This window comes from Candidatus Chromulinivoraceae bacterium (genome assembly GCA_035478595.1).
GTDB lineage: Bacteria > Patescibacteriota > Saccharimonadia > Saccharimonadales > Saccharimonadaceae > CAMLKC01.
In genome coordinates, this window is sequence record DATIJL010000015.1 from 16,253 (window position 1) to 34,307 (window position 18,055).

The window sequence follows — 18,055 nt, forward strand, 5'->3', positions numbered from 1 at the left end:
GGGTCCATCCAAAGAGAGCTATATTGCATTACTAGAATGATAGATGCATGATAGTATTATGCCCCCCGTCAAGATAAGGTACCGGACTAGCGTCCGAGAAAGGGTGATGGCTAGTTTTCTGCGTAAAGAAGTTCTACGCAAAAAGACAGTCATAGCCCTTCTGCCTGCCATGTGCGAAACCATTGCGGTACAGCTCACTTGTGAGCTGTACGACGACGAGCGAGAGGAGACCGGTCTGGAGTTCATTACAGTGACGCCAGAAATGGTGAAGGTAGACCTCGTTCGAGTCTCAAAGCGTAACAGCGTACGCACCAAAGATATCCAAGTGGATGTTGAAGCGCGAAGCTACAAGGCACGCCAGATCCGCAAGAGGACATACGCCGAGGAGTTAAAGAAAACACTCCTGCCGTATCTACCGAAAGGTACAACTATCAGTGTATGGTATAAGCTCCTGTCAGCTGCTTGGAGTGACGGGGAGGCTTAGCGCGACTTGAGGCCTCCTCGTGCACTCGACGCAACGCATATGTTAGCTGACTCTGGTTAGCTAACACCCTGACTACGATTGGGGTTAAATTTTCTGCAAGAGGGCTTCTGTTGATCGCGTAGCGATCCTTTAGCCCTCTCACTCTTTAATCTTCATCAAAAAAGTTTGATTCTACTGTTTACGAATAAGTTATACGTTTTTAGAATGATCCATGCAGTATGCCTCTTACCACATCGATGGAAGGCACCACTGTCCCTGGCTAACTAACAAAACGTATACTTGCTTGCATCATTCCAAAATGAACCAAGGATCGGCGACGCTATTGTTGTCAATATTTTTGAGGATCATCATTGCTCTGCAGTAACGTCGCAATGCCGTCAAATTCATACTTAACTTTAAGCCATCTTCTACAATTAATCTGGTTTTGCTTATCATTGCACCTATTTCATCTTATGATTTCCACGGTGAGCTGGATACATCCAAAGGTATCGCGCTAAAGTCAAACAAACTACAGAGTTCACTTAACTTCGCGAGAAATCGCAGATGGAGGTGTCGGACTGGCCATCCTGAGAACTTTTCGTACAAGTTGCGAAGAACTAACTTGAGAAAAGATAGGAGTTGAGCAATGAAGCTCACCACCTGGATAGACCGTCTCATTAAGCCACCGCGCTGGTCAACCTTCCGACAAGTCTATGTCGTGGAGAATCAGGACTGGCTTGCACCGGTGAGTAATCTCACCGATCAGCAGGCGTACGACGCGATCGTCGCGCTCTATGAGACGGTAAGCCCCGAGCAGTATCAGATCGCCATGGATGATCTGAAGAATTCGCAGCCACCTATCTTGGGCGACGCTGCGGTTCGGTAGGAGAAACCTAACCGATGTGAAGCGAACGACGCAAGATTAGGCGCGGTACTGGTGTGTCCCTCACCCCATGAGGCGTGGAAATCCCCACACCTCATGGTCATCGACACGAATCTTATTAATAAAATATATCTTGATGCACTATTCAATAGAGCCTCCCACTTCTAGTAGCTTATAAGTATTTAATGGAGATTCCCCTAATATAGATTCAAAATGCATTATCAAATAATATAATAATTGAAATGCAAACTCAGTAGTAGTGCTACACTCAAGGTCAGGAAGAACCATCCAACCTGGAGGTGCAGCAAAATGAGCGGTCCGATCAATGTAGCCGGGCTGGATTCCGCCCGACTCCTTGCCACGTTATTCAACGCGGCAAGTCCCCAAGGTCTGGGGTTCCTTCAGTACACTGAGAAGCCAATGAGCATCAAGGAGGCCGAAGGTCACCTCGCAGCGCAGAGGCAGTTCAGCTACCTCGAAGGAAGAGCTCTGGGCATCGATCTGGCTACGTCCCAACTCAAGCCGTACCACTACGACCACTACTACGGCGCCGGCAGCACGGAGCAAATCGTGGCGCTCGTCAGGCGGGGAGAGGACGTGAACAGTCGACAGATCGTCGATCTGCACACTGCCCGTCGTCGTGCGGCGGCCGAGGAGACGCGAGAAGGACTCGGTGCACCCTCGCCTGGAACAGGTGAGCAGAACGTTCTCGGGCACGATTTCCTGGTAGTTTCAACCGAATACGGTGGACGCGGCCAGGAGCTCCTCGCCAAGATCGCTTCCTACCTGTGACAAACGGCCCAACCCGGCTTCCGGGTTGGGCCAGCTTTACTTAAAAAGCCCTTTTGAAATACATTTACTCGATAAAAATGATCAAAATGCATTGACATGATGGCAAGTCTCATTTATATTAGTGAACAAGCATTCACTAATAGGAGAATCCTGTGGCTCGGCCTAAACTCATTTCAGATCAAACTATCGTTACCGCAGCCTACGAACTACTTATGGAGCATGGCTTAAGCGGACTGACCTTCGAAACACTCGCGACACGCATCGGGCTAGTGCCCGCCGCACTCGTGCGTCGCTTTAAAACTAAGCAGGGATTGATGCTGCAAGTTGATCGCTACGCATTGGAGCGCACAAACAGCAAAGTAGAAGAGGCTATGGAAGAAACATCTTCACCCATTGAAGCAATCATTGCGCAGTTCACAACCGAGCTCGCATTCGCTACTACTCTCGAGCGATTCGCAAATGGTCAGGAATTCCTTCTCATGGATTTTCGGGATGAAGATCTATACAAAAACTACCAGATCTCATTTGAACATCGCCACCAGCAAGTCATTGAGCTATTGCAAAATGCACAGGCAACAGGTGAGTTAGGAGAAATCGACGATATACCCGAACTTGCTCGACATCTCGAAATGCTTCTACATGGTGCAGGCCACGTATGGGCCATGGCACAGGAAATGCCAATCGAAGATTACATACGATACCATATACTGTTCGCCCTTAAGCCGCACCGTAATATAAAAGAGGAGAGGCGCGTGACGAAAACATAATTTTACAATAACGCCGACATGACATATTTAACAAAAAAGGAGATCACATGATTAGTAAATTCGTCTTTATAAACCTACCATCGAAAAACGTAGCCGCAGCCCGCGAGTTCTACGTCAAGCTAGGTTTCGATATCAATAAACTATATAGCACCGAACAGAACGTTTTTATCAACATAGCGCAAAACGTACAGCTCGTTATAGGCAGTGAAGATTTTTTCAAAATGATCGGTGAACACCGTGAATTTGCCGATGCTTCAAAAGTAACAGAAGCGAGTGTATCGATGTCGGTCAACAGTCGCAAAGAGGTTGACGAACTATTCGACAAAGCCATTGCCGCTGGAGCAAAACCATTTGGAGATGTTGTTGAGGAGAAGGAGATAGGTCTCTATGCCCGTGCTTTTTCTGACCTTGATAACCACAAAATAGACATCAATTATATGCCTGCTTAGTCGAAAGGGATCCTTATGTAAAACCCGATCCATACAATCGGGTTTTACATAATATCGGCGTCGACGAAAGGGAGAGCATCTAGCAACTAACTACCGCATAACAAACAATACGTTGAAAAGAGAAACGTATAAATGCCGACCGATAATACTAATCCAAAAGTTACGGAATACATCGAAAATTCTGAGGACTTTGCCAAGCCGATTCTCAACCACATTAGAGAACAAATACACAAAAACTGCCCCGATGTCGTGGAGTCGATTAAGTGGTCTATCCCACATTTCGACTACAAAAAGGATTTCATGTGCGTCTTAGCTTCTTCTAAAAATCACTGTTCGCTCACATTCATTAAGTCTGAATTCATGAGCGATCCCCGATTTGCTGGAGGTAAAAAGGTAAAGCCTGGACAGCGATTCATGAGCAAAATCACAAGCATGTCCGATCTGCCATCGGATGAAGAGCTTGCGAGTTTTATAAAAGAGGCAATGGATTTAAACGATAGAGGCGTGAAACTAGATAAGACAGCCAAAGCCGCGCCAGGAAGCAAGCCAGTAGAAACCCCAGAATACTTTCTAGAAGCATTATCAAAAAATCCTACAGCCAAACAGATTTTCGAAAATCAATCACCGTCATTCCGCAGAAATTATATTGTTTGGTTTGAAAGTGCAAAGACAGATACGACACGACAACAGCGAGTCACCGAGGCCATAGAGTGGATCTCCGAGGCAAAGGGTCGATTCTGGAAGTATGAAAAATAAAAAGATATACGACCTTGGGATCGATCTTTCTCAAAGTATCAGTTTCTAGTACGTATACCCCAAACCACTTCTTCCGCCTCAAGTTTCGTTAAGAAACTTGAGGTTTTTAAGACTGACGAACACGTTATTTGTAACTTTATGTATACTTTAGCAGTAAGTATAGTATGCAGAACAAAGATGAATCCGAGCTTATCGCTCTTAGCATAAACGGTGACCACGTCGCCTATGGCATCCTGGTTGACCGTTATAAAAACGCCATTTTTTATCATAGTTTTGCCATTGTCCACGATGAAGATACCGCTGAAGACATTGCCCAAGAAACATTTATTACGGCGTATTACAAACTTGATCACTACAATACAGAGTATAAGTTAAGTACCTGGCTCTTTAAGATAGCAACGAATAAAGCGCTCGACGTGCTAAAGAAGCATCGTCACGAGATAACGACCGACGATACCCTATTTGAAACTGTAGTATCTCAACATCCAGGTCCCCATCAAACAAGTACTCACCAAGAACTGTACGATGCCGTACTTCAGCTTACTCCACGCTACCAAGCCGCCATCAGCCTCTACTACTGGCAGGGATTAGATTACGAAGAAATCTCTAAGACTCTTGGAGTACCTGTAGGTTCAGTCAAAGGCTGGCTTCATCGGGCAAAAGCTATATTAAGAAAGGAGCTGTCATGAAAGACAATCTAGAGACATTACTAAAACAATATCACCATGCACCTCGCCGCGAGCTCTCTAAAACCTTTACCGCAACTATTGTAAGTAAGTTAGAAGACCGACCTCGTCGTACGTTGTTCTCACGATCAAAGGAACTTGTTACTATGGGTCTACTAAAAAAACCAGCAATGGTTTTTAGTGTTGCCGTTGCGTGTTTAGCAATTGGAGGAACTTCCTATGCCGCCGTTGGTGGATGGAGTGGCATTCAAGCCTTCTTCGGTGGTGAGAAAAAGGTAGATAATGCCCGTATTGTTACTGTGAACACAAATAACTGTACGATCACAAGTGCGCTTACTCTAACCTCATACGACAAAAATAAGTCTACCTATTATTACAGAGTGATCAATGGATCAAAACTTACCAACGACCAGATCGTACAAATTGCCAAAGGCTACTGCGAAAGTACTGCCCAGTCGCAAGCTACATTTAATCTCATGGGAGAGTTAAATAAAAATCCACTCAACCAAGGAACAGTTGTTGGGGGCTACGTAGATAGCACAGTCACTGCAATAAGTAGTTCTGGCATACGTATTCACTCAGAAATACCTATGGGTGATACGATCGAGAAAGTGGATCAGACTTTCCCAAAGATAGACCCAAATGTGATCGTCTTCTCAGGCAGTCAGCGGCTGACGCTTGCCGACATCCATGTTGGGGACCATATATCTCTCTCATACCGCGCAACCGGTGATGCTCTGACACATTCGGAAACAATTCAGCCCGACCAAGTTAATACCAATGCCCAGGTTGTTGTATCAATCTCTAAAAATACGAACGATTTCACGGCGGCGGTGAACTACCAAAAATATAATGGTAAAGAATTTGAGCAAGTCGTTCCGTGCTCGACAGACACAAGTGGGTATTGTAACGCCGAACAATATCTCTCACATAAACACTAAAATTCATAGAGCGTCTTAAAAAGACGCTCTATTTGAAATTATTTTACTTTCTAACCGTATAAGAAATAGAAAGTGTATTCATGATAACCAAACACAAACCGCATTCACACCATTATTATCTCTACGTAATATTCTTACTCGTTCTCTTAGTCAGTTCTTACGTTGCCTATGCCTTGCTTCGCCCGCTCCCGCTCATCAAACCACAGTCAATCACACCTCCACGGCTTGAGACAGGAGCATCAACTATTGCCTGGCCGGACGTTGGATCAGCCGCAGTTGGAACATCTGCCTGGGGCGTGCTAGCAAGTCACAATGATACTCCACGACCAACCGCCAGTACGATTAAGCTACTAACCGCGCTGACCGTATTGCGAGCAAAACCGTTCACTCCAGACAGCCAGGGTACTTCCTTAACACTCGATAACACTGATGTCGCTTTTTACGAAAGCGAACAGGCAAGAGGTGGCTCGATTGTGCCAGTTATTGTAGGTGAGACCATTACTGAACGTCAAGCCTTGGAGGCACTTCTACTGCCATCCGCAAATAACATGGCCACGACACTCGCCACCTGGGCCTACGGCTCAATGCCCACCTACATTGCTTCAGCAAATCAGCTTGCCAAGTCGCTCGGCATGCAGACAACCAATGTTGCAGATGCAAGTGGATTCTCATCACTCACGACAAGCACCTCGCACGATCTCATCGAGCTCGGTATCGCCGCACTTAAAAATCCAGTCATTGCCTCTATTATGTCCGAGGAAAGCGCCTTGCTGCCCATTGTCGGGATGGTACATAACGTCAACACGCTTCTCGGCACCAACAATATTATTGGCGGCAAGACTGGCAACACACCAGAAGCAGGCGGGTGCTTTATAGGGATAAGTCACTCTATAAAAGACGGCCATGAAGTCATGGTTATTAGTGCTGTTATGAATACCCCTTCGCTTGAATCAGCACTGGATGCCACGCCGTCACTCGTTAGTTCCGCCGAACAGAACATCGTCGACACCCCACTATTTACCATAAGCGACCCCGTTGCCACGTATACAGTGCCATGGAGTTCATCAACATTTCATGTGGTGGTATCTCAAAGCACGATGCCACTTCGTTGGCTCGATGAGCCTGTCCATAGTGTCATATATAGCACTCCCGTTTTAGTTGGACAGAAAGAGGCTGGGGATATATCGACAACTATCCGCCAAATACGCTACACAACCCATCTTGAGCTAGATCATCCAATCCCGCCACCGTCACTTCTTTGGCGTTTAACACACATAGTTTAAGAAGGATATATATGTTAAAAATACAGTCCATGCGTACTAAAAAAATTAAGAAACTATGCATATTTATATTAATGTTAATAGTACTCTGCACAAGCGGTGGTATAGACTACGCCCTCTATAGGCAACACTCCACTAACGCTAAAACCACCCCCGAAGCTCCAGCAACTAAAAAACCAGTGGAACAGAGTAAGACAGCGACCACTCAGCCAACTCCAAAGATTACCTCGCCAACACCCACACCAAGCGTAAAGCCAGCAGCTACTCCTTGCACTGGTAACGCAGTCAGCAAACTACTCCTCGTTAGTATTAGCTCGCAGCATATGTGGGCATGCGAAACAGATACATTAGTCAATCAGAGCGCAGTCACAACCGGAGCAACTCAGGCGCCAAACGGCGTTGACGATGCTACCAATATCGGAACATGGCATATCTATTCTAAACAGATCAATCAACATCTGCGCGAGTCGGACATCAATGGCAGCTGGGATGATTTTGTTCACTATTGGATCCCATTCGATGGCCCGATCGGTTTTCATGACGCATCGTGGCAAACGTTTCCTTTCGGAAGTCCCGACTATAAAACGAGTGGATCCCATGGCTGCGTCCATCTTCCGCTAGATACTATAACGTGGCTTTATGGGTGGGCACCGATTAGCACCACTGTCACGGTGGTAGAATAGGATACAATACCTAAACTATGTCGTGATTACTGAAATAAATCAGCCATGAAGTGCGTATAGCAAATATGACAGATGAAAAAGAACTAATAGAAGCAATCATCACGAAAGATAACGAGTTATATCGTAGCCTTGTCGACCGCTACAAAACAGGACTCATTATTCACTGCGAACATATAGTGAAGGATCGAGAGCAAGCAGAAGATATAGCTCAAGAAGCATTTATCAAAGCGTACTATCAACTGAATAAATTTAATCCAGACAAGGGACGGTTCTCAACCTGGCTCTACAGAATCGCAACCAATACCGCGCTCGATTATTTACGTAAGAATAAACATCAGGTAAATGTCGAAGAAATCGAATTACGCGCGGACGAAACAATGCCAGTGAATCTTGAAGAAGACGAGAGACAGGTTATTCGAGATGCCATTACAACGCTTGAACCTCCAAAATATGGCGCTGTGATTAAAGCATATTTTTGGGAAGGGAAGAGCTACGGCGAAATTGCCAAGCAGTACGATACGACAACAGGCACGATAGGAACATGGATACGTCGAGCAAAAGCTCAGCTAAAGGAGAAACTAGTATGAACCGTTTTACATTTGAGCAGCTAGTTATCGCCTCAGCACCAAATCAACCCAGCGGAGCAACCGACGCGTTTACTGATAATATTATGAATAAGATTCATTACGATACTTCCTTAAAATCTCATGTTGCCGCGAAGCCTGCTCCTACTAGAGTATCTTTCTTCTATCGACTCCGCCATCTGCCAACTTTCACAGTCATCGCTATCGCTTTTGTAACAATCCTCGCTATAACAGGTACGGCGTACGCCCTGACTCAGCTTTGGACGAAACCCATCGTTCATATTCAGGCACCCGTTAAAAGCGCTGCCGGACGCGTCGAGGTCGTTGCCTCCCTCCAGAACTGTGGCAGTGAAGCAGCGAAACAGACGATCGAGGTCAAAAAGATGAGTACGATTGATCCTTCTGAAATACAGAAGATCCTCCAGGCCCGCTGTGAAATGAGCGCCGTGCAGCAAGCACTAGCGCCACAAGATGACTCAGTAATTCCTCAAATACCAGTGGATGGTCAAATTGTGGAACAGACAGCCCTCCAAAATGCGAGCAGCGTACTATCTCTTTCTAAAGATACTCTTCAGTCTAAGGACGGTAGAACAAATGCGCTCAGCATACAAAAAATAACACCTGCAACGAAATATGTCGTTAACGGATTGGAGGCGACAGCGAGCGATATCCGACCTGGAGATACAATCTTATATACGCTCTACACAAAATACCGCCAACATGTCGGTGCAACCAGTGATCCGACAAGGTTCACAACGAATCCAGAAGAACTTGAAAAAAGAGTAACATACATCGTAAAAGCAGACCTCCCCATAGAGTATTATGGTGCAGACAAACAAGGTCAAATCGCGCAGATCACCCCATGTGCTGGCAATGAAGTGGATAGTTGCGTGGAAAGCGGTGCTGTCGATCTCTACCAAGATAATGGTAATAACCCGTTAGGTCAAGAGATCATATCTAAGCAGGCTGAAGTGCGCGAGATCCAGTTAAAACTTACAAACGTCAATGGCACACAGATTACGGGGGTATCCACATCAGGAAGACAATTCTCAGTAGCTCTTCCTGTCGATGCAATAAAAACTTTCAACGCCACAAGAAGTTCTGGATACAATAACGTTATTATAGGCGTAGGTGATACAGTACTCATTCGTTATTACGAGTTAGCCCGTCAAAACAGCACGACTATTAGTTCCGACCGTGTTGAGTATGCTGGATTCTTGATCGAAATGATCCATGAGAATGATCCTATCAAAAAGTATTAAGGCAAGCGAAGCGCGGCTGTTATTTAAATAATAGGACGCCTAAAAATAACAATACCCCGCCGCCGAGGCGACGAGGTTCGCTACGATCCACATCCCGCTCACCACATTGGCGAGCTGTGCCAGGATCATCAATGCTATGATGCTCATGCCATGCCACCTCTCAGAGAACGAAACCTGATCATAGCATACAACATCATGTTTGTATGTCAATCACGAGATCGTGGTATCATTGCGTTCATTCTTACCCAAGTTAGTAAGAATGGAAAGGCTTCTATTGCTCCAAAATGCGCTTGTTCAGGCGACGCATCTAGAACCGAACCAGGGATTCTTGCCTGCAGCCATTCTGAGTGACTAAAAGGTGAAAAAATATCTTCTTTCCCATGCCACAGAAGTGTAGGGCATGTGATATCTGCTGGATCAAACCCCCAGGGAGTGCGAAATGCTATATGATCATCATACTGCCCAGAGACATACGCTCTACTGCCATCAAGAGGGTCTGGAGGCACAACTAAATTATCTTCATTAGCTGCTGCATTCTCAAAACCTACATTGAGTGCGCTCCGAATAGCAGCATCTCCTATAACTCTACGATCTGGAAGTGGCAATTGGCTTCGAAGCTCAAGATCAATAAAGTTGCCCGACCTCATGGCGTCGGTTGTATTCGCACGCAACGCATTAATTGTGCGAGTTGCCGACAAACTACCTTTTAAGAAACTGTCGACAAGCTCATATTCCGCCACATTGCCCGGCCCCATACCAGCATACCAGTCGAGTCCCTGCGCATCGGGCGGTGCGATACTCACAAGTGCCAGCGCAGATTGAACGCGGTCTTTTAGTAACGCCGCACACGCTAGTGCATGGGGAGCACCACCTGATCTGCCTGCCACTGAGAAACGGTCAATCCCTAAAGAGTCGGCAAGAAATGCAATATCTTCTGCTATAGAGCTAATGGATCGATCGGGATCCCTATCAGATCCTCCATATCCAGAACGATCAGGTACAATAAGTCGCACGCCCCCAAGTCGTAAGCTAAGATTACGTGGCAGTGGCCCGTCTTTGCCACCGGGTGTGCCATGTAAGAAAAAGATGGGATAGTCGTTTTCACGCCCTCTATTCTTATAAGCCATCCTGCGACCATCCGGCAGAATTAGGAATTGCTCACGATCCTCTTCATACTCGAGTTTCGAGCCTCGTTCGATACCTCGTCGTATTTCACTCATGCGCCTATTATATGACAGCTGACTTGTAAATTATCATTTGCGAAAAACAATAAAATATAATAACGTAGCATTGTACACTCGTTCACGTCAGCGCATCGCTGCGCCCGGACACCGAAGGTGATCTTCATGGCTCGATCCAACTATCGTTCTATCGACCACGTCCAGCCCGTTTCAGAAGCGATTGAGTTTTGGGCTTGTATCGGTGGAGCAGGAGTGTCACTGGCATATCACATGCAGAGCAAGACACTCTACCTACCAGTAGTGAATGGTGAGTTCATAGTGTGGATTCACAACAACACTGCTTCAACTGCTATCACGACTCCGACGCGTATCGGCTACAACAACAGGTGGCTCGACGCTCATGAAGGTCGTCAGGCACCGGACGACAGCACATGGGAGATCAACCCAGAGGGGTGGCTGAAGCTTCATTTCATTGCGCCTTCCATAGCCAATCGCTTTTCAGTTTCCTCAATCGAAGCGTTCGGCGAGGACGGTCTCACGCTTGAGATTTACTGCCGCGCGCTCACTACTGAGCCAACTCGACATGCCAAGGCTGATGTCTACCGAGGGGAGGTTACTCAGCTTCGCGTGGTGAGCCGTCATCAGATGGCTAAGATACTCGCGCGGGATGGCATTAAGCGCGACCCAGAGCGAGTTGGCAGCTGGAACTCGCACTCCTCGTTCGAAAGCGACGGATGGGACCTGAAGCGTTCGCGCCACCTGCACGCCTAGAAGAGTGTACGACGGGGTCGGGGGTGCGAACCCCCGACCCTACCCGTCAAGAAGGTGCGAGATGTGATCTTTTTATTCGAATTAATCAAATGAAAAGACCTCATCTTGTGTCTCGACAGCGAAACACACCATCCGTGGGAGCATCCGCTCGATGAGGAGAAGGGCATTTTCGTGGCTGCCTGGCGGTCTTGCTGGAAAGTGATCGACAAAATAAAACACGGCTGGCACTACTACACGTCGGATGACATGGAGTACTACTGTCCCGGTTACGAGGAGTAGAATTTGCGGTTCTCTAGCTAATCAACTAGATTATCGTGGGTACGATGCGAAAAGCGTCGTACCCACCAATAAACCTTACATTTGCTCAAAATTATTTTCTTGTATAGCGAAGTTATTATTTGATTTGATGAATCGTACAAAGTGACCTATTATTTACTGCAAAATATTGTAAAACAATAGTAAAAGGTGTAGAATACCTCAGTTCCTAACATTCGAAAGCGTCCAGTTAGAAGGGCACGAAACGTACATGCTGCACACGGCATCCCCCCGAGTATTTCGTCTCGGTGATCATGCACCCGCGCGAGGCAGCCTTGATCCTGTCAACCTGAAGGCTCACGTGGACGAAGTCGCTCGGGGCATCAGGCTCATGAGTCTCCCTTCAAGCTATGCGCCGTACACCAACGAGCATGTCATCTGTATTGATGATCGGCTCAGCGGTGCAGCCGGCCTAGCTGGAGGTGCACTGAGTCTCGGATTCATGCACAATTACCTATTTGGAGGTCGGTTTCTCAGCCACGCGCTACATCACCTGCACTCACTGTTCCACAAAGAGTGCGGTGCCCTGGAGCTTGCGATGAACGGGTTCGTCCAGCAACGTCTAACCAACGTTCACGCAGGCGGCTACAAGTTCCTTGAGGCTATCGGCTTCAAGGTTCCGATGATGATTCGTCGGAACATCGCTGCGTGGGCCCGGACTCTACCCGTCAACTTCGTCGACCTTGACGAATCGATGCGTGTAGCCAAGGCGATCCTGGGCGTTTCAGGTCCTCATATCGGTGGCCTCATCGGCGTGAGCCTGAACAGTGGCTACGGTTTTACGGCGCACGACGAGCTTAGACGCGAGACTGGCATGCTCGCCTTTCGGTTCGACCCGACCGTCGCTTTCCGCGAAGTGAAGCGTATCGCCGCCGGACACCCCAAAGCCAATGAGGCGGCGCTGCTCGCACTCGTATTCACGGCAGAGGTAATCCTTGAGCTCATGGGGCCCGAGGCGATCGTCGGAATACACAAGTAAGATGCATTCGAAAGAAGGGAACGCCCCGGTAGCTCACTGAGTTACCGGGAGTTTTCTTTTTAGACCCAACCGATAAAACCATTGTCAGTCCTGACTCAGTCTATACCGTAACTAGAACTGTCGATGCACCTGTTTGATCAGCCGTTTCAGCTGCAGCTGCGGTCTCGCGTTTTTCGACTGCATCAATCAGTCTCGTTAGACCTATACCCGCACCGACACGAGGGAAGAACTCAAGACCCAAGAACTCATGCAGTTCCTTTTCGACTCGTTCTTTACCGAAAAGTTCGAATAGTTTCTCGGCATATTTGCCGTCGCTTATAGAGTAGAAATTCTCCGACATTTCTCGTATATTCGTACTTCGTTCGGCACTTCCGATCGTTTCATGACCATACAAAATGACGTCGATCTTATTCGCGTGCTCAGCACCTTTTTTCTTCATGTTCCAAAAAGGCGATGTATATACTGGAAACTCTTCACAGAATACGACAGGTCCGAAGTCCTTCTGCATCTTACCCTCATGAACATGAGAGAGCTCGTGTACCTTATAGTACTTTTTTAATTCGTCATATTTCTTATAGTAATATGATTTCCTATCACCGAAACCAAGGTATTCGAGCAGTTCGGTCTCAAAGTCCTCAAGGTCTTTGACTGTCCCTTTAAGTTCAAATTCAAACATTGGAAAGATCAGTTTGTGTCGGCCCGGAACAGGATGCTGCTCATTGCGATAACTCGTACTGACACAAAACACACCAGGTAACTTTGGCCGGGTGAGTAGTTCGTACTCGAGCCACATCTGACCTGTTTGGGGCAGGGGCCATACCTGACCCATGTAGTTATACGTCGCAACCGTCTCCGGATCTTCACAGGCGGCTAAGATACTCAGCCTATCCTGAGTGTGAACTTCGCAAAAACCCTTGCTAAGACAGAAGCTACGAAGCTTGTTCGCAACCTTACTAAACGCTTCGCTATCTTCAACACCTCTATAGTTACTGTTCATGTGGCCTCCTTTTTAGGATTATTTTTTTGCATAAAAAAATAGCCCCATAGGGCTATTTTTACGAAATACAATTTCCGAAGTACGTGCTCTCATACCTTGGAATACTTTCGCTTATGCATTAAACCTGAGTGTAACACGAGTCAATATGTAGCACAAGTAATCCAAAATCGTATGCAGCACGGAACCTTGTTTTATATATCGTTGTGCATCTCTCGCAAGATGTCTTTTGTCTGGTCGGTGACAGCCTTGTGAGACCGTCTGTTGTCCTGACGCACCCGAACATCCTTTTTAGCCTTTAGTCCGCCTAGTTCACTTTTCATTTTTTGATAGCTTGCATAGTGAGATGCGTCCAAAGTACCAGACCGTAGTGCCTGCAGCACGGCGCAACCAGCTTCATGAGTATGGCTGCAAGATGTGTATTTGCACTGACTTGCTAAAAGAACGATATCACTGAAGTTTTCATCAAGATCACCCTCATCGCCCCATAGTTGTAATTCACGGATGCCAGGCGTATCAATAAGCATGCCACCGTTAGATAGTACGAACAATTCACGGTGGACCGTCGTATGCTTTCCTGTTGAGTCAGAACTACGAACAGCCTGGGTATTCTGCACTTCTTCACCAAGCATTCTATTCGTAATCGTTGATTTACCGACTCCAGATGATCCAAGAAGGATAGCAGTATCACCAGGCTGTATATGGGCTAAAATCTCATCAATACCAGCTCCGGTGGTAGCCGTTGCGATAACAATAGGTAAATTAAATTCCTTGAGTTGATCGGTGTAGGTAGCTATGGTATCAGTCTTATCGGCTTTATTCAGTACAATAACGGGACGAATGGCATATACAGAAAGTTGGTATAAAAATCGACGTAGGCGTTCAATGCTAAAATCATCATCAAGCGCCAGTAAGACAAAGGCGACATCTACATTAGCCGCAATGACCTGCTTGGTAGTTCGCTTACCTGCAATCTTACGAGTAATTTCATTACGCCTGGGCAAGACCTCCTCTATAACAACAGGGCCATTATCTAAGAGTCGGACAGCGACCCAGTCGCCAACCTTTGGCGCATTATCACGGTTTGTATAATGCGCCATCTTTCCTGAAAGTTCGGCAACACGAATATCAGGAAGAGCCACCTTCAACGACGTTCCGAAATCCGCCACAATGCGCGCCGGATAGAGACCTTTCAAGTCCAACTGCGCCCATATTTCAGAGAGATTTGCTGTCCAGCCAAATTTAGTAAGTTGATCCATTACCCTAATACTACAATATTCACTCTAATAACGCTTATGAAACTTGGACTATTTATTGGTTTTGGATTTTAGGAGGCACATATCTTGAGGTTTCTAAAGTACTTGTGCTTGATGTTACGTACCTGATACAATGAGCTCAAGCATGGCAAGATTACCTGTACCTAACGGTGATGACGGCAATTGGGGTACGCTACTCAATGAGTTTTTAGGAGTAGCGCATAACAGTGACGGGACTCTCACACCCTCAGCCGTTACTAATATCGGGACAGAATTACTTGCAAACAAGAACCAATCCGGCGGGTATGCTGGTCTAGATGGTAGCGGTCGCGTTGCCGCCGCTCAGCTTCCCACTCCTACTAGCATAGCGGCGTATATAGGAGTTGAGGCGAGTGGCCCTACTATCTTGAATAAGACATTCACCCAAGTGGCTTTTACTGGTATTACCGCACAGCTGGATACTGCAAGTATCAGTTGGAATAGCGGCTCACCATCTATCGTGACTATACTACAGACTGGCGTTTATTCGGTGACGGCAGGTGTTTATTGGAGAGACGCGGGACTAACCGGTCCGATCACTCTACAAATACTCTCCAGCTGCCAATTTAATTTCGCTGATGTTCGCCCAGCGATAGGGGATGGTGTTACAGAATCCCAACAGTTTCTTACTGCGACTATGTATCTACAGACGGGACAGGGGATTAACCTGAACATCGAACAGTCTACCGGAACCACCCTAACGCCCTATATTACTATGCTAGTAACGCGCTGCACCTAAGAAAAAATATTCGCCATATCATAGCATAGCATTGATGACCCAGCCTACAAATGAGCACTAGGTATTTACCTTATTATGCATGTACTGGTGTCCACCTAATAGCTAATCGGTTTATTCAGCGCAATACGATTTAGACTACTTATGATACGATTATCTGTGCATTTATAGGTCTTCGGTTTTGTGTCTGACTTCCAGTGTCCGCAATACTATCAGAGGATCTGCGGGTAATCTTATGATCCCCGCGACTATAAGCCGCGGGGTATTTTACTAGCACATAGCTATTAGTAGTAGCCTTGTTATCTAGTATTGGTTCGAAGGAAAATACGATACATCAGATCGACATCATCAGGGCTCCTTTTTTTCGAGCAAGCCGCTTTACCTGGCGGAAGAAATTCCTTGATTCTACAACATATAAAGTCTCTTGTCTAAATAGGATTGACTAAGGTATAATATGGCAGTTCAGGTTTTATCCGTCATCGAGAATCGAGGATGATATGTCCGCAGGCCATGGTGGTAGATCTCACGGTGGGAAGGATGCTATCACCGGTCCACTTACACCGACGGGTGAGGGGATGTGCACGGTCGACAGCGGCCTTGTCTGCTGGGGACGGCGCGTAGATCGCGACGCCACTGCTGCCGACAAGAACTCGTGCTCCCCAAAGGGTTGCTCGAGAACTACGGCCGCGAGGGGGACATAGTAATAAGACAGCTGGCAAACAGTAGATACTGAGCTGTCCCTGATGTAGAGCCCAAGGGAGGAATCTCGTTGTCACTAATGATGTGATCTGAGATTCTTCCCCTTGGGCTTATATTTATGTTATTCGAAGATTATGCGAGATTACGTTGAGTCCATTTGTCATAAACTTTATTTTATTATATATTCAATAAGATCTTCTGAATTCATTCAGGGTCACTAGCAAGGCAGCATTTACCTCGACGAAAGGGATGCAGTATGTCCACTTCAGAAAGCCCGGAACCTACTGGTCTACCGCTATCTGATGGGAAGTGTACAGTCAAGCTTGGTAAAGTTTGTTGGGGAAATCCAGCGAACACCGATGCGACGCTCTCCAACCACAACTCGTGCTCTCCAAAGGGTTGCTCGAGAACTGCGGCCGAACGGGAGAGGGCTAGCTAAGTGACTGCTGCGGGGATGCGTGCTCATTGCATTATCCGCGCTGGTTGAAGGCGAGAGATCAAGTGGGAGACTGTCAGTATATGACAGTCTCCCACTCAAATACTTGACGTTACTTTTAATAAAAGGCCCGGCAAGGCAATACTGACCATTATTGATTGTCGGATTATTTCGACACATTCTAGCATAAGGAAATTGCAAAGTATTTCTACTGAGAGGTTATCAAACTTCCGTGATCAGCCTGGCTAATATACCAGGCTGATCACGGGTCAATCATTCACAGACGATCAGCTGTAGACCTCGACCGAGGTGCGGTCGGTGCCAATACGGCGAATCCTCTCCTGCTTCTGAAGACCGTTGATCGTCTCTCCGATGGCGTTGTGGGACATAGGTACACGGAGGAGGGCGGCGACTCGTGCCTCGATCGTACGGTAGTCTCCTTTGGTGGCGACCATCGTGCCACCAGCTCGCTGGGCGATGCTCTGGAGAATGCCGAAGATCATCTCGTCCGCCGCCTTCTGGTTCATACCGGCTCTTCCGATCCCTCTGACCACGATACTTCCTCTCGTCGGTAGTGAAATGAAAACAATAATTATTTTACGATATATTATCTCATTTGGCTAGTATTTTCTTTCTTGCTACTCATCTCTTGAGTGGCCTCCACTATAGTTAGAGTGCAAAGTATTTATATTCTAAAGGTGCGCTATAAATAAAAAATGGCCTTAGGCTGGTTATAGTATTGCTATCGTGATTTAGAGGACCTACTCCTTAACCCACCCCTTAGACAGTGGAACGCGTGACATCAGCAATGGCAATCTTCTTCACACCCTTCACGGTCTTTATTGGACAATACTGTCTCGGAAGAAGGTAATTCTCAAGCTTAGTGAGCAAGATAACCGTATTCATACGTTTAATAGCCTCTCTCACCGAGACGTAAGTTCAGTGAGTGAGGCTGACTGTAAACAACCTGAGTCTCAAAACCCTCCAAATGCAAATACGCATCTGCTATCCTTGAAGTGACAAAACAAAAAAGGAGAAGCAACATGCGTATTTTACGTTCTCATCATATCAAGAATTTAATTGAGGTGGTAGATACCTTCTTG

19 protein-coding genes are annotated in these 18,055 nt (G+C 46.6%); 15 read left to right on the forward strand and 4 right to left on the reverse strand.

The window, feature by feature from the left end:
- Window positions 1–106 precede the first annotated feature (106 nt).
- The 12 genes from VLG36_04630 (at window position 107) to VLG36_04685 (ending at window position 9,546) form a co-directional block, all read left to right on the forward strand.
- On the forward strand, window positions 107–484 hold the full coding sequence (locus VLG36_04630; GenBank protein ID HSW78058.1) for a hypothetical protein: 378 nt from the start codon (window positions 107–109) through the stop codon (window positions 482–484).
- Window positions 485–1,109: 625 nt separating this feature from the next.
- The gene (locus VLG36_04635) at window positions 1,110–1,349 is read left to right on the forward strand and encodes a hypothetical protein (protein HSW78059.1); all 240 of its coding nucleotides are present in this window, start codon (window positions 1,110–1,112) and stop codon (window positions 1,347–1,349) included.
- Between the two features lie 417 nt (window positions 1,350–1,766).
- Entirely contained in the window at window positions 1,767–2,138 is a 372-nt protein-coding gene (locus VLG36_04640; protein HSW78060.1) for a hypothetical protein, read from the forward strand.
- A 152-nt stretch (window positions 2,139–2,290) separates the two neighbouring features.
- A complete protein-coding gene (locus VLG36_04645) occupies window positions 2,291–2,905 on the forward strand; it encodes a TetR/AcrR family transcriptional regulator (protein ID HSW78061.1) in 615 nt (204 codons plus the stop codon).
- A 47-nt stretch (window positions 2,906–2,952) separates the two neighbouring features.
- The gene (locus tag VLG36_04650) at window positions 2,953–3,354 is read left to right on the forward strand and encodes a hypothetical protein (GenBank protein ID HSW78062.1); all 402 of its coding nucleotides are present in this window, start codon (window positions 2,953–2,955) and stop codon (window positions 3,352–3,354) included.
- A gap of 132 nt (window positions 3,355–3,486) precedes the next feature.
- A complete protein-coding gene (locus VLG36_04655) occupies window positions 3,487–4,110 on the forward strand; it encodes a YdeI/OmpD-associated family protein (protein HSW78063.1) in 624 nt (207 codons plus the stop codon).
- A 164-nt stretch (window positions 4,111–4,274) separates the two neighbouring features.
- Window positions 4,275–4,799, forward strand: a complete 525-nt coding sequence (locus tag VLG36_04660) for a sigma-70 family RNA polymerase sigma factor (protein HSW78064.1) — start codon at window positions 4,275–4,277, stop codon at window positions 4,797–4,799.
- Window positions 4,796–5,737: a hypothetical protein gene (locus VLG36_04665; protein HSW78065.1), complete on the forward strand. Its 942-nt coding sequence runs from the start codon at window positions 4,796–4,798 to the stop codon at window positions 5,735–5,737. Before VLG36_04660 ends, VLG36_04665 begins: the two co-directional genes overlap by 4 nt.
- Before the next feature lie 80 nt (window positions 5,738–5,817).
- The gene (locus VLG36_04670) at window positions 5,818–7,020 is read left to right on the forward strand and encodes a hypothetical protein (GenBank protein HSW78066.1); all 1,203 of its coding nucleotides are present in this window, start codon (window positions 5,818–5,820) and stop codon (window positions 7,018–7,020) included.
- 71 nt (window positions 7,021–7,091) lie between these two features.
- Window positions 7,092–7,700 carry a L,D-transpeptidase family protein gene (locus VLG36_04675; protein ID HSW78067.1) on the forward strand — a complete coding sequence of 203 codons (609 nt, stop codon included), beginning with the start codon at window positions 7,092–7,094 and terminating at the stop codon, window positions 7,698–7,700.
- A gap of 65 nt (window positions 7,701–7,765) precedes the next feature.
- Window positions 7,766–8,287, forward strand: a complete 522-nt coding sequence (locus tag VLG36_04680; GenBank protein ID HSW78068.1) for a sigma-70 family RNA polymerase sigma factor — start codon at window positions 7,766–7,768, stop codon at window positions 8,285–8,287.
- Window positions 8,284–9,546 carry a hypothetical protein gene (locus VLG36_04685; GenBank protein HSW78069.1) on the forward strand — a complete coding sequence of 421 codons (1,263 nt, stop codon included), beginning with the start codon at window positions 8,284–8,286 and terminating at the stop codon, window positions 9,544–9,546. The genes VLG36_04680 and VLG36_04685 overlap by 4 nt, the downstream gene beginning before the upstream one ends.
- A 206-nt stretch (window positions 9,547–9,752) precedes the next feature.
- Here the strand turns inward: VLG36_04685 and VLG36_04690 are convergent, their stop codons facing one another.
- Window positions 9,753–10,766 carry an alpha/beta hydrolase gene (locus tag VLG36_04690; protein HSW78070.1) on the reverse strand — a complete coding sequence of 338 codons (1,014 nt, stop codon included), beginning with the start codon at window positions 10,764–10,766 and terminating at the stop codon, window positions 9,753–9,755.
- Window positions 10,767–10,892: 126 nt separating this feature from the next.
- On the opposite strand from VLG36_04690, the gene VLG36_04695 reads away from it, so the two are divergent.
- Window positions 10,893–11,498, forward strand: a complete 606-nt coding sequence (locus VLG36_04695; GenBank protein HSW78071.1) for a hypothetical protein — start codon at window positions 10,893–10,895, stop codon at window positions 11,496–11,498.
- 616 nt (window positions 11,499–12,114) lie between these two features.
- Window positions 12,115–12,792, forward strand: coding sequence for a hypothetical protein (locus tag VLG36_04700; protein HSW78072.1), 678 nt, complete (start codon window positions 12,115–12,117; stop codon window positions 12,790–12,792).
- Between the two features lie 100 nt (window positions 12,793–12,892).
- Here VLG36_04700 and VLG36_04705 read toward each other — a convergent pair whose 3' ends face one another.
- A complete protein-coding gene (locus VLG36_04705) occupies window positions 12,893–13,789 on the reverse strand; it encodes an amino acid--tRNA ligase-related protein (GenBank protein ID HSW78073.1) in 897 nt (298 codons plus the stop codon).
- Between the two features lie 191 nt (window positions 13,790–13,980).
- Window positions 13,981–15,045 carry a ribosome small subunit-dependent GTPase A gene (gene rsgA, locus VLG36_04710; GenBank protein ID HSW78074.1) on the reverse strand — a complete coding sequence of 355 codons (1,065 nt, stop codon included), beginning with the start codon at window positions 15,043–15,045 and terminating at the stop codon, window positions 13,981–13,983.
- 142 nt (window positions 15,046–15,187) lie between these two features.
- On the opposite strand from rsgA, the gene VLG36_04715 reads away from it, so the two are divergent.
- Window positions 15,188–15,820, forward strand: coding sequence for a hypothetical protein (locus VLG36_04715; GenBank protein HSW78075.1), 633 nt, complete (start codon window positions 15,188–15,190; stop codon window positions 15,818–15,820).
- Between the two features lie 1,419 nt (window positions 15,821–17,239).
- Here the strand turns inward: VLG36_04715 and VLG36_04720 are convergent.
- A complete protein-coding gene (locus VLG36_04720) occupies window positions 17,240–17,479 on the reverse strand; it encodes a hypothetical protein (protein ID HSW78076.1) in 240 nt (79 codons plus the stop codon).
- Between the last annotated feature and the right edge of the window lie 576 nt (window positions 17,480–18,055).

Coding starts and splice junctions, on each gene's coding strand:
- VLG36_04675 (HSW78067.1), top strand. CDS start 7,092: ATGTTAATAGTACTCTGCACAAGCGGTGGTATAGACTACGCCCTCTAT.
- VLG36_04630 (HSW78058.1), top strand. CDS start 107: ATGGCTAGTTTTCTGCGTAAAGAAGTTCTACGCAAAAAGACAGTCATA.
- VLG36_04640 (HSW78060.1), top strand. CDS start 1,767: ATGAGCATCAAGGAGGCCGAAGGTCACCTCGCAGCGCAGAGGCAGTTC.
- VLG36_04680 (HSW78068.1), top strand. CDS start 7,766: ATGACAGATGAAAAAGAACTAATAGAAGCAATCATCACGAAAGATAAC.
- VLG36_04690 (HSW78070.1), bottom strand. CDS start 10,766: ATGAGTGAAATACGACGAGGTATCGAACGAGGCTCGAAACTCGAGTAT.
- VLG36_04650 (HSW78062.1), top strand. CDS start 2,953: ATGATTAGTAAATTCGTCTTTATAAACCTACCATCGAAAAACGTAGCC.
- VLG36_04695 (HSW78071.1), top strand. CDS start 10,893: ATGGCTCGATCCAACTATCGTTCTATCGACCACGTCCAGCCCGTTTCA.
- rsgA (HSW78074.1), bottom strand. CDS start 15,045: ATGGATCAACTTACTAAATTTGGCTGGACAGCAAATCTCTCTGAAATA.
- VLG36_04720 (HSW78076.1), bottom strand. CDS start 17,479: ATGAACCAGAAGGCGGCGGACGAGATGATCTTCGGCATTCTCCAGAGC.
- VLG36_04660 (HSW78064.1), top strand. CDS start 4,275: ATGCAGAACAAAGATGAATCCGAGCTTATCGCTCTTAGCATAAACGGT.
- VLG36_04635 (HSW78059.1), top strand. CDS start 1,110: ATGAAGCTCACCACCTGGATAGACCGTCTCATTAAGCCACCGCGCTGG.
- VLG36_04685 (HSW78069.1), top strand. CDS start 8,284: ATGAACCGTTTTACATTTGAGCAGCTAGTTATCGCCTCAGCACCAAAT.
- VLG36_04715 (HSW78075.1), top strand. CDS start 15,188: ATGGCAAGATTACCTGTACCTAACGGTGATGACGGCAATTGGGGTACG.
- VLG36_04655 (HSW78063.1), top strand. CDS start 3,487: ATGCCGACCGATAATACTAATCCAAAAGTTACGGAATACATCGAAAAT.
- VLG36_04665 (HSW78065.1), top strand. CDS start 4,796: ATGAAAGACAATCTAGAGACATTACTAAAACAATATCACCATGCACCT.
- VLG36_04670 (HSW78066.1), top strand. CDS start 5,818: ATGATAACCAAACACAAACCGCATTCACACCATTATTATCTCTACGTA.
- VLG36_04705 (HSW78073.1), bottom strand. CDS start 13,789: ATGAACAGTAACTATAGAGGTGTTGAAGATAGCGAAGCGTTTAGTAAG.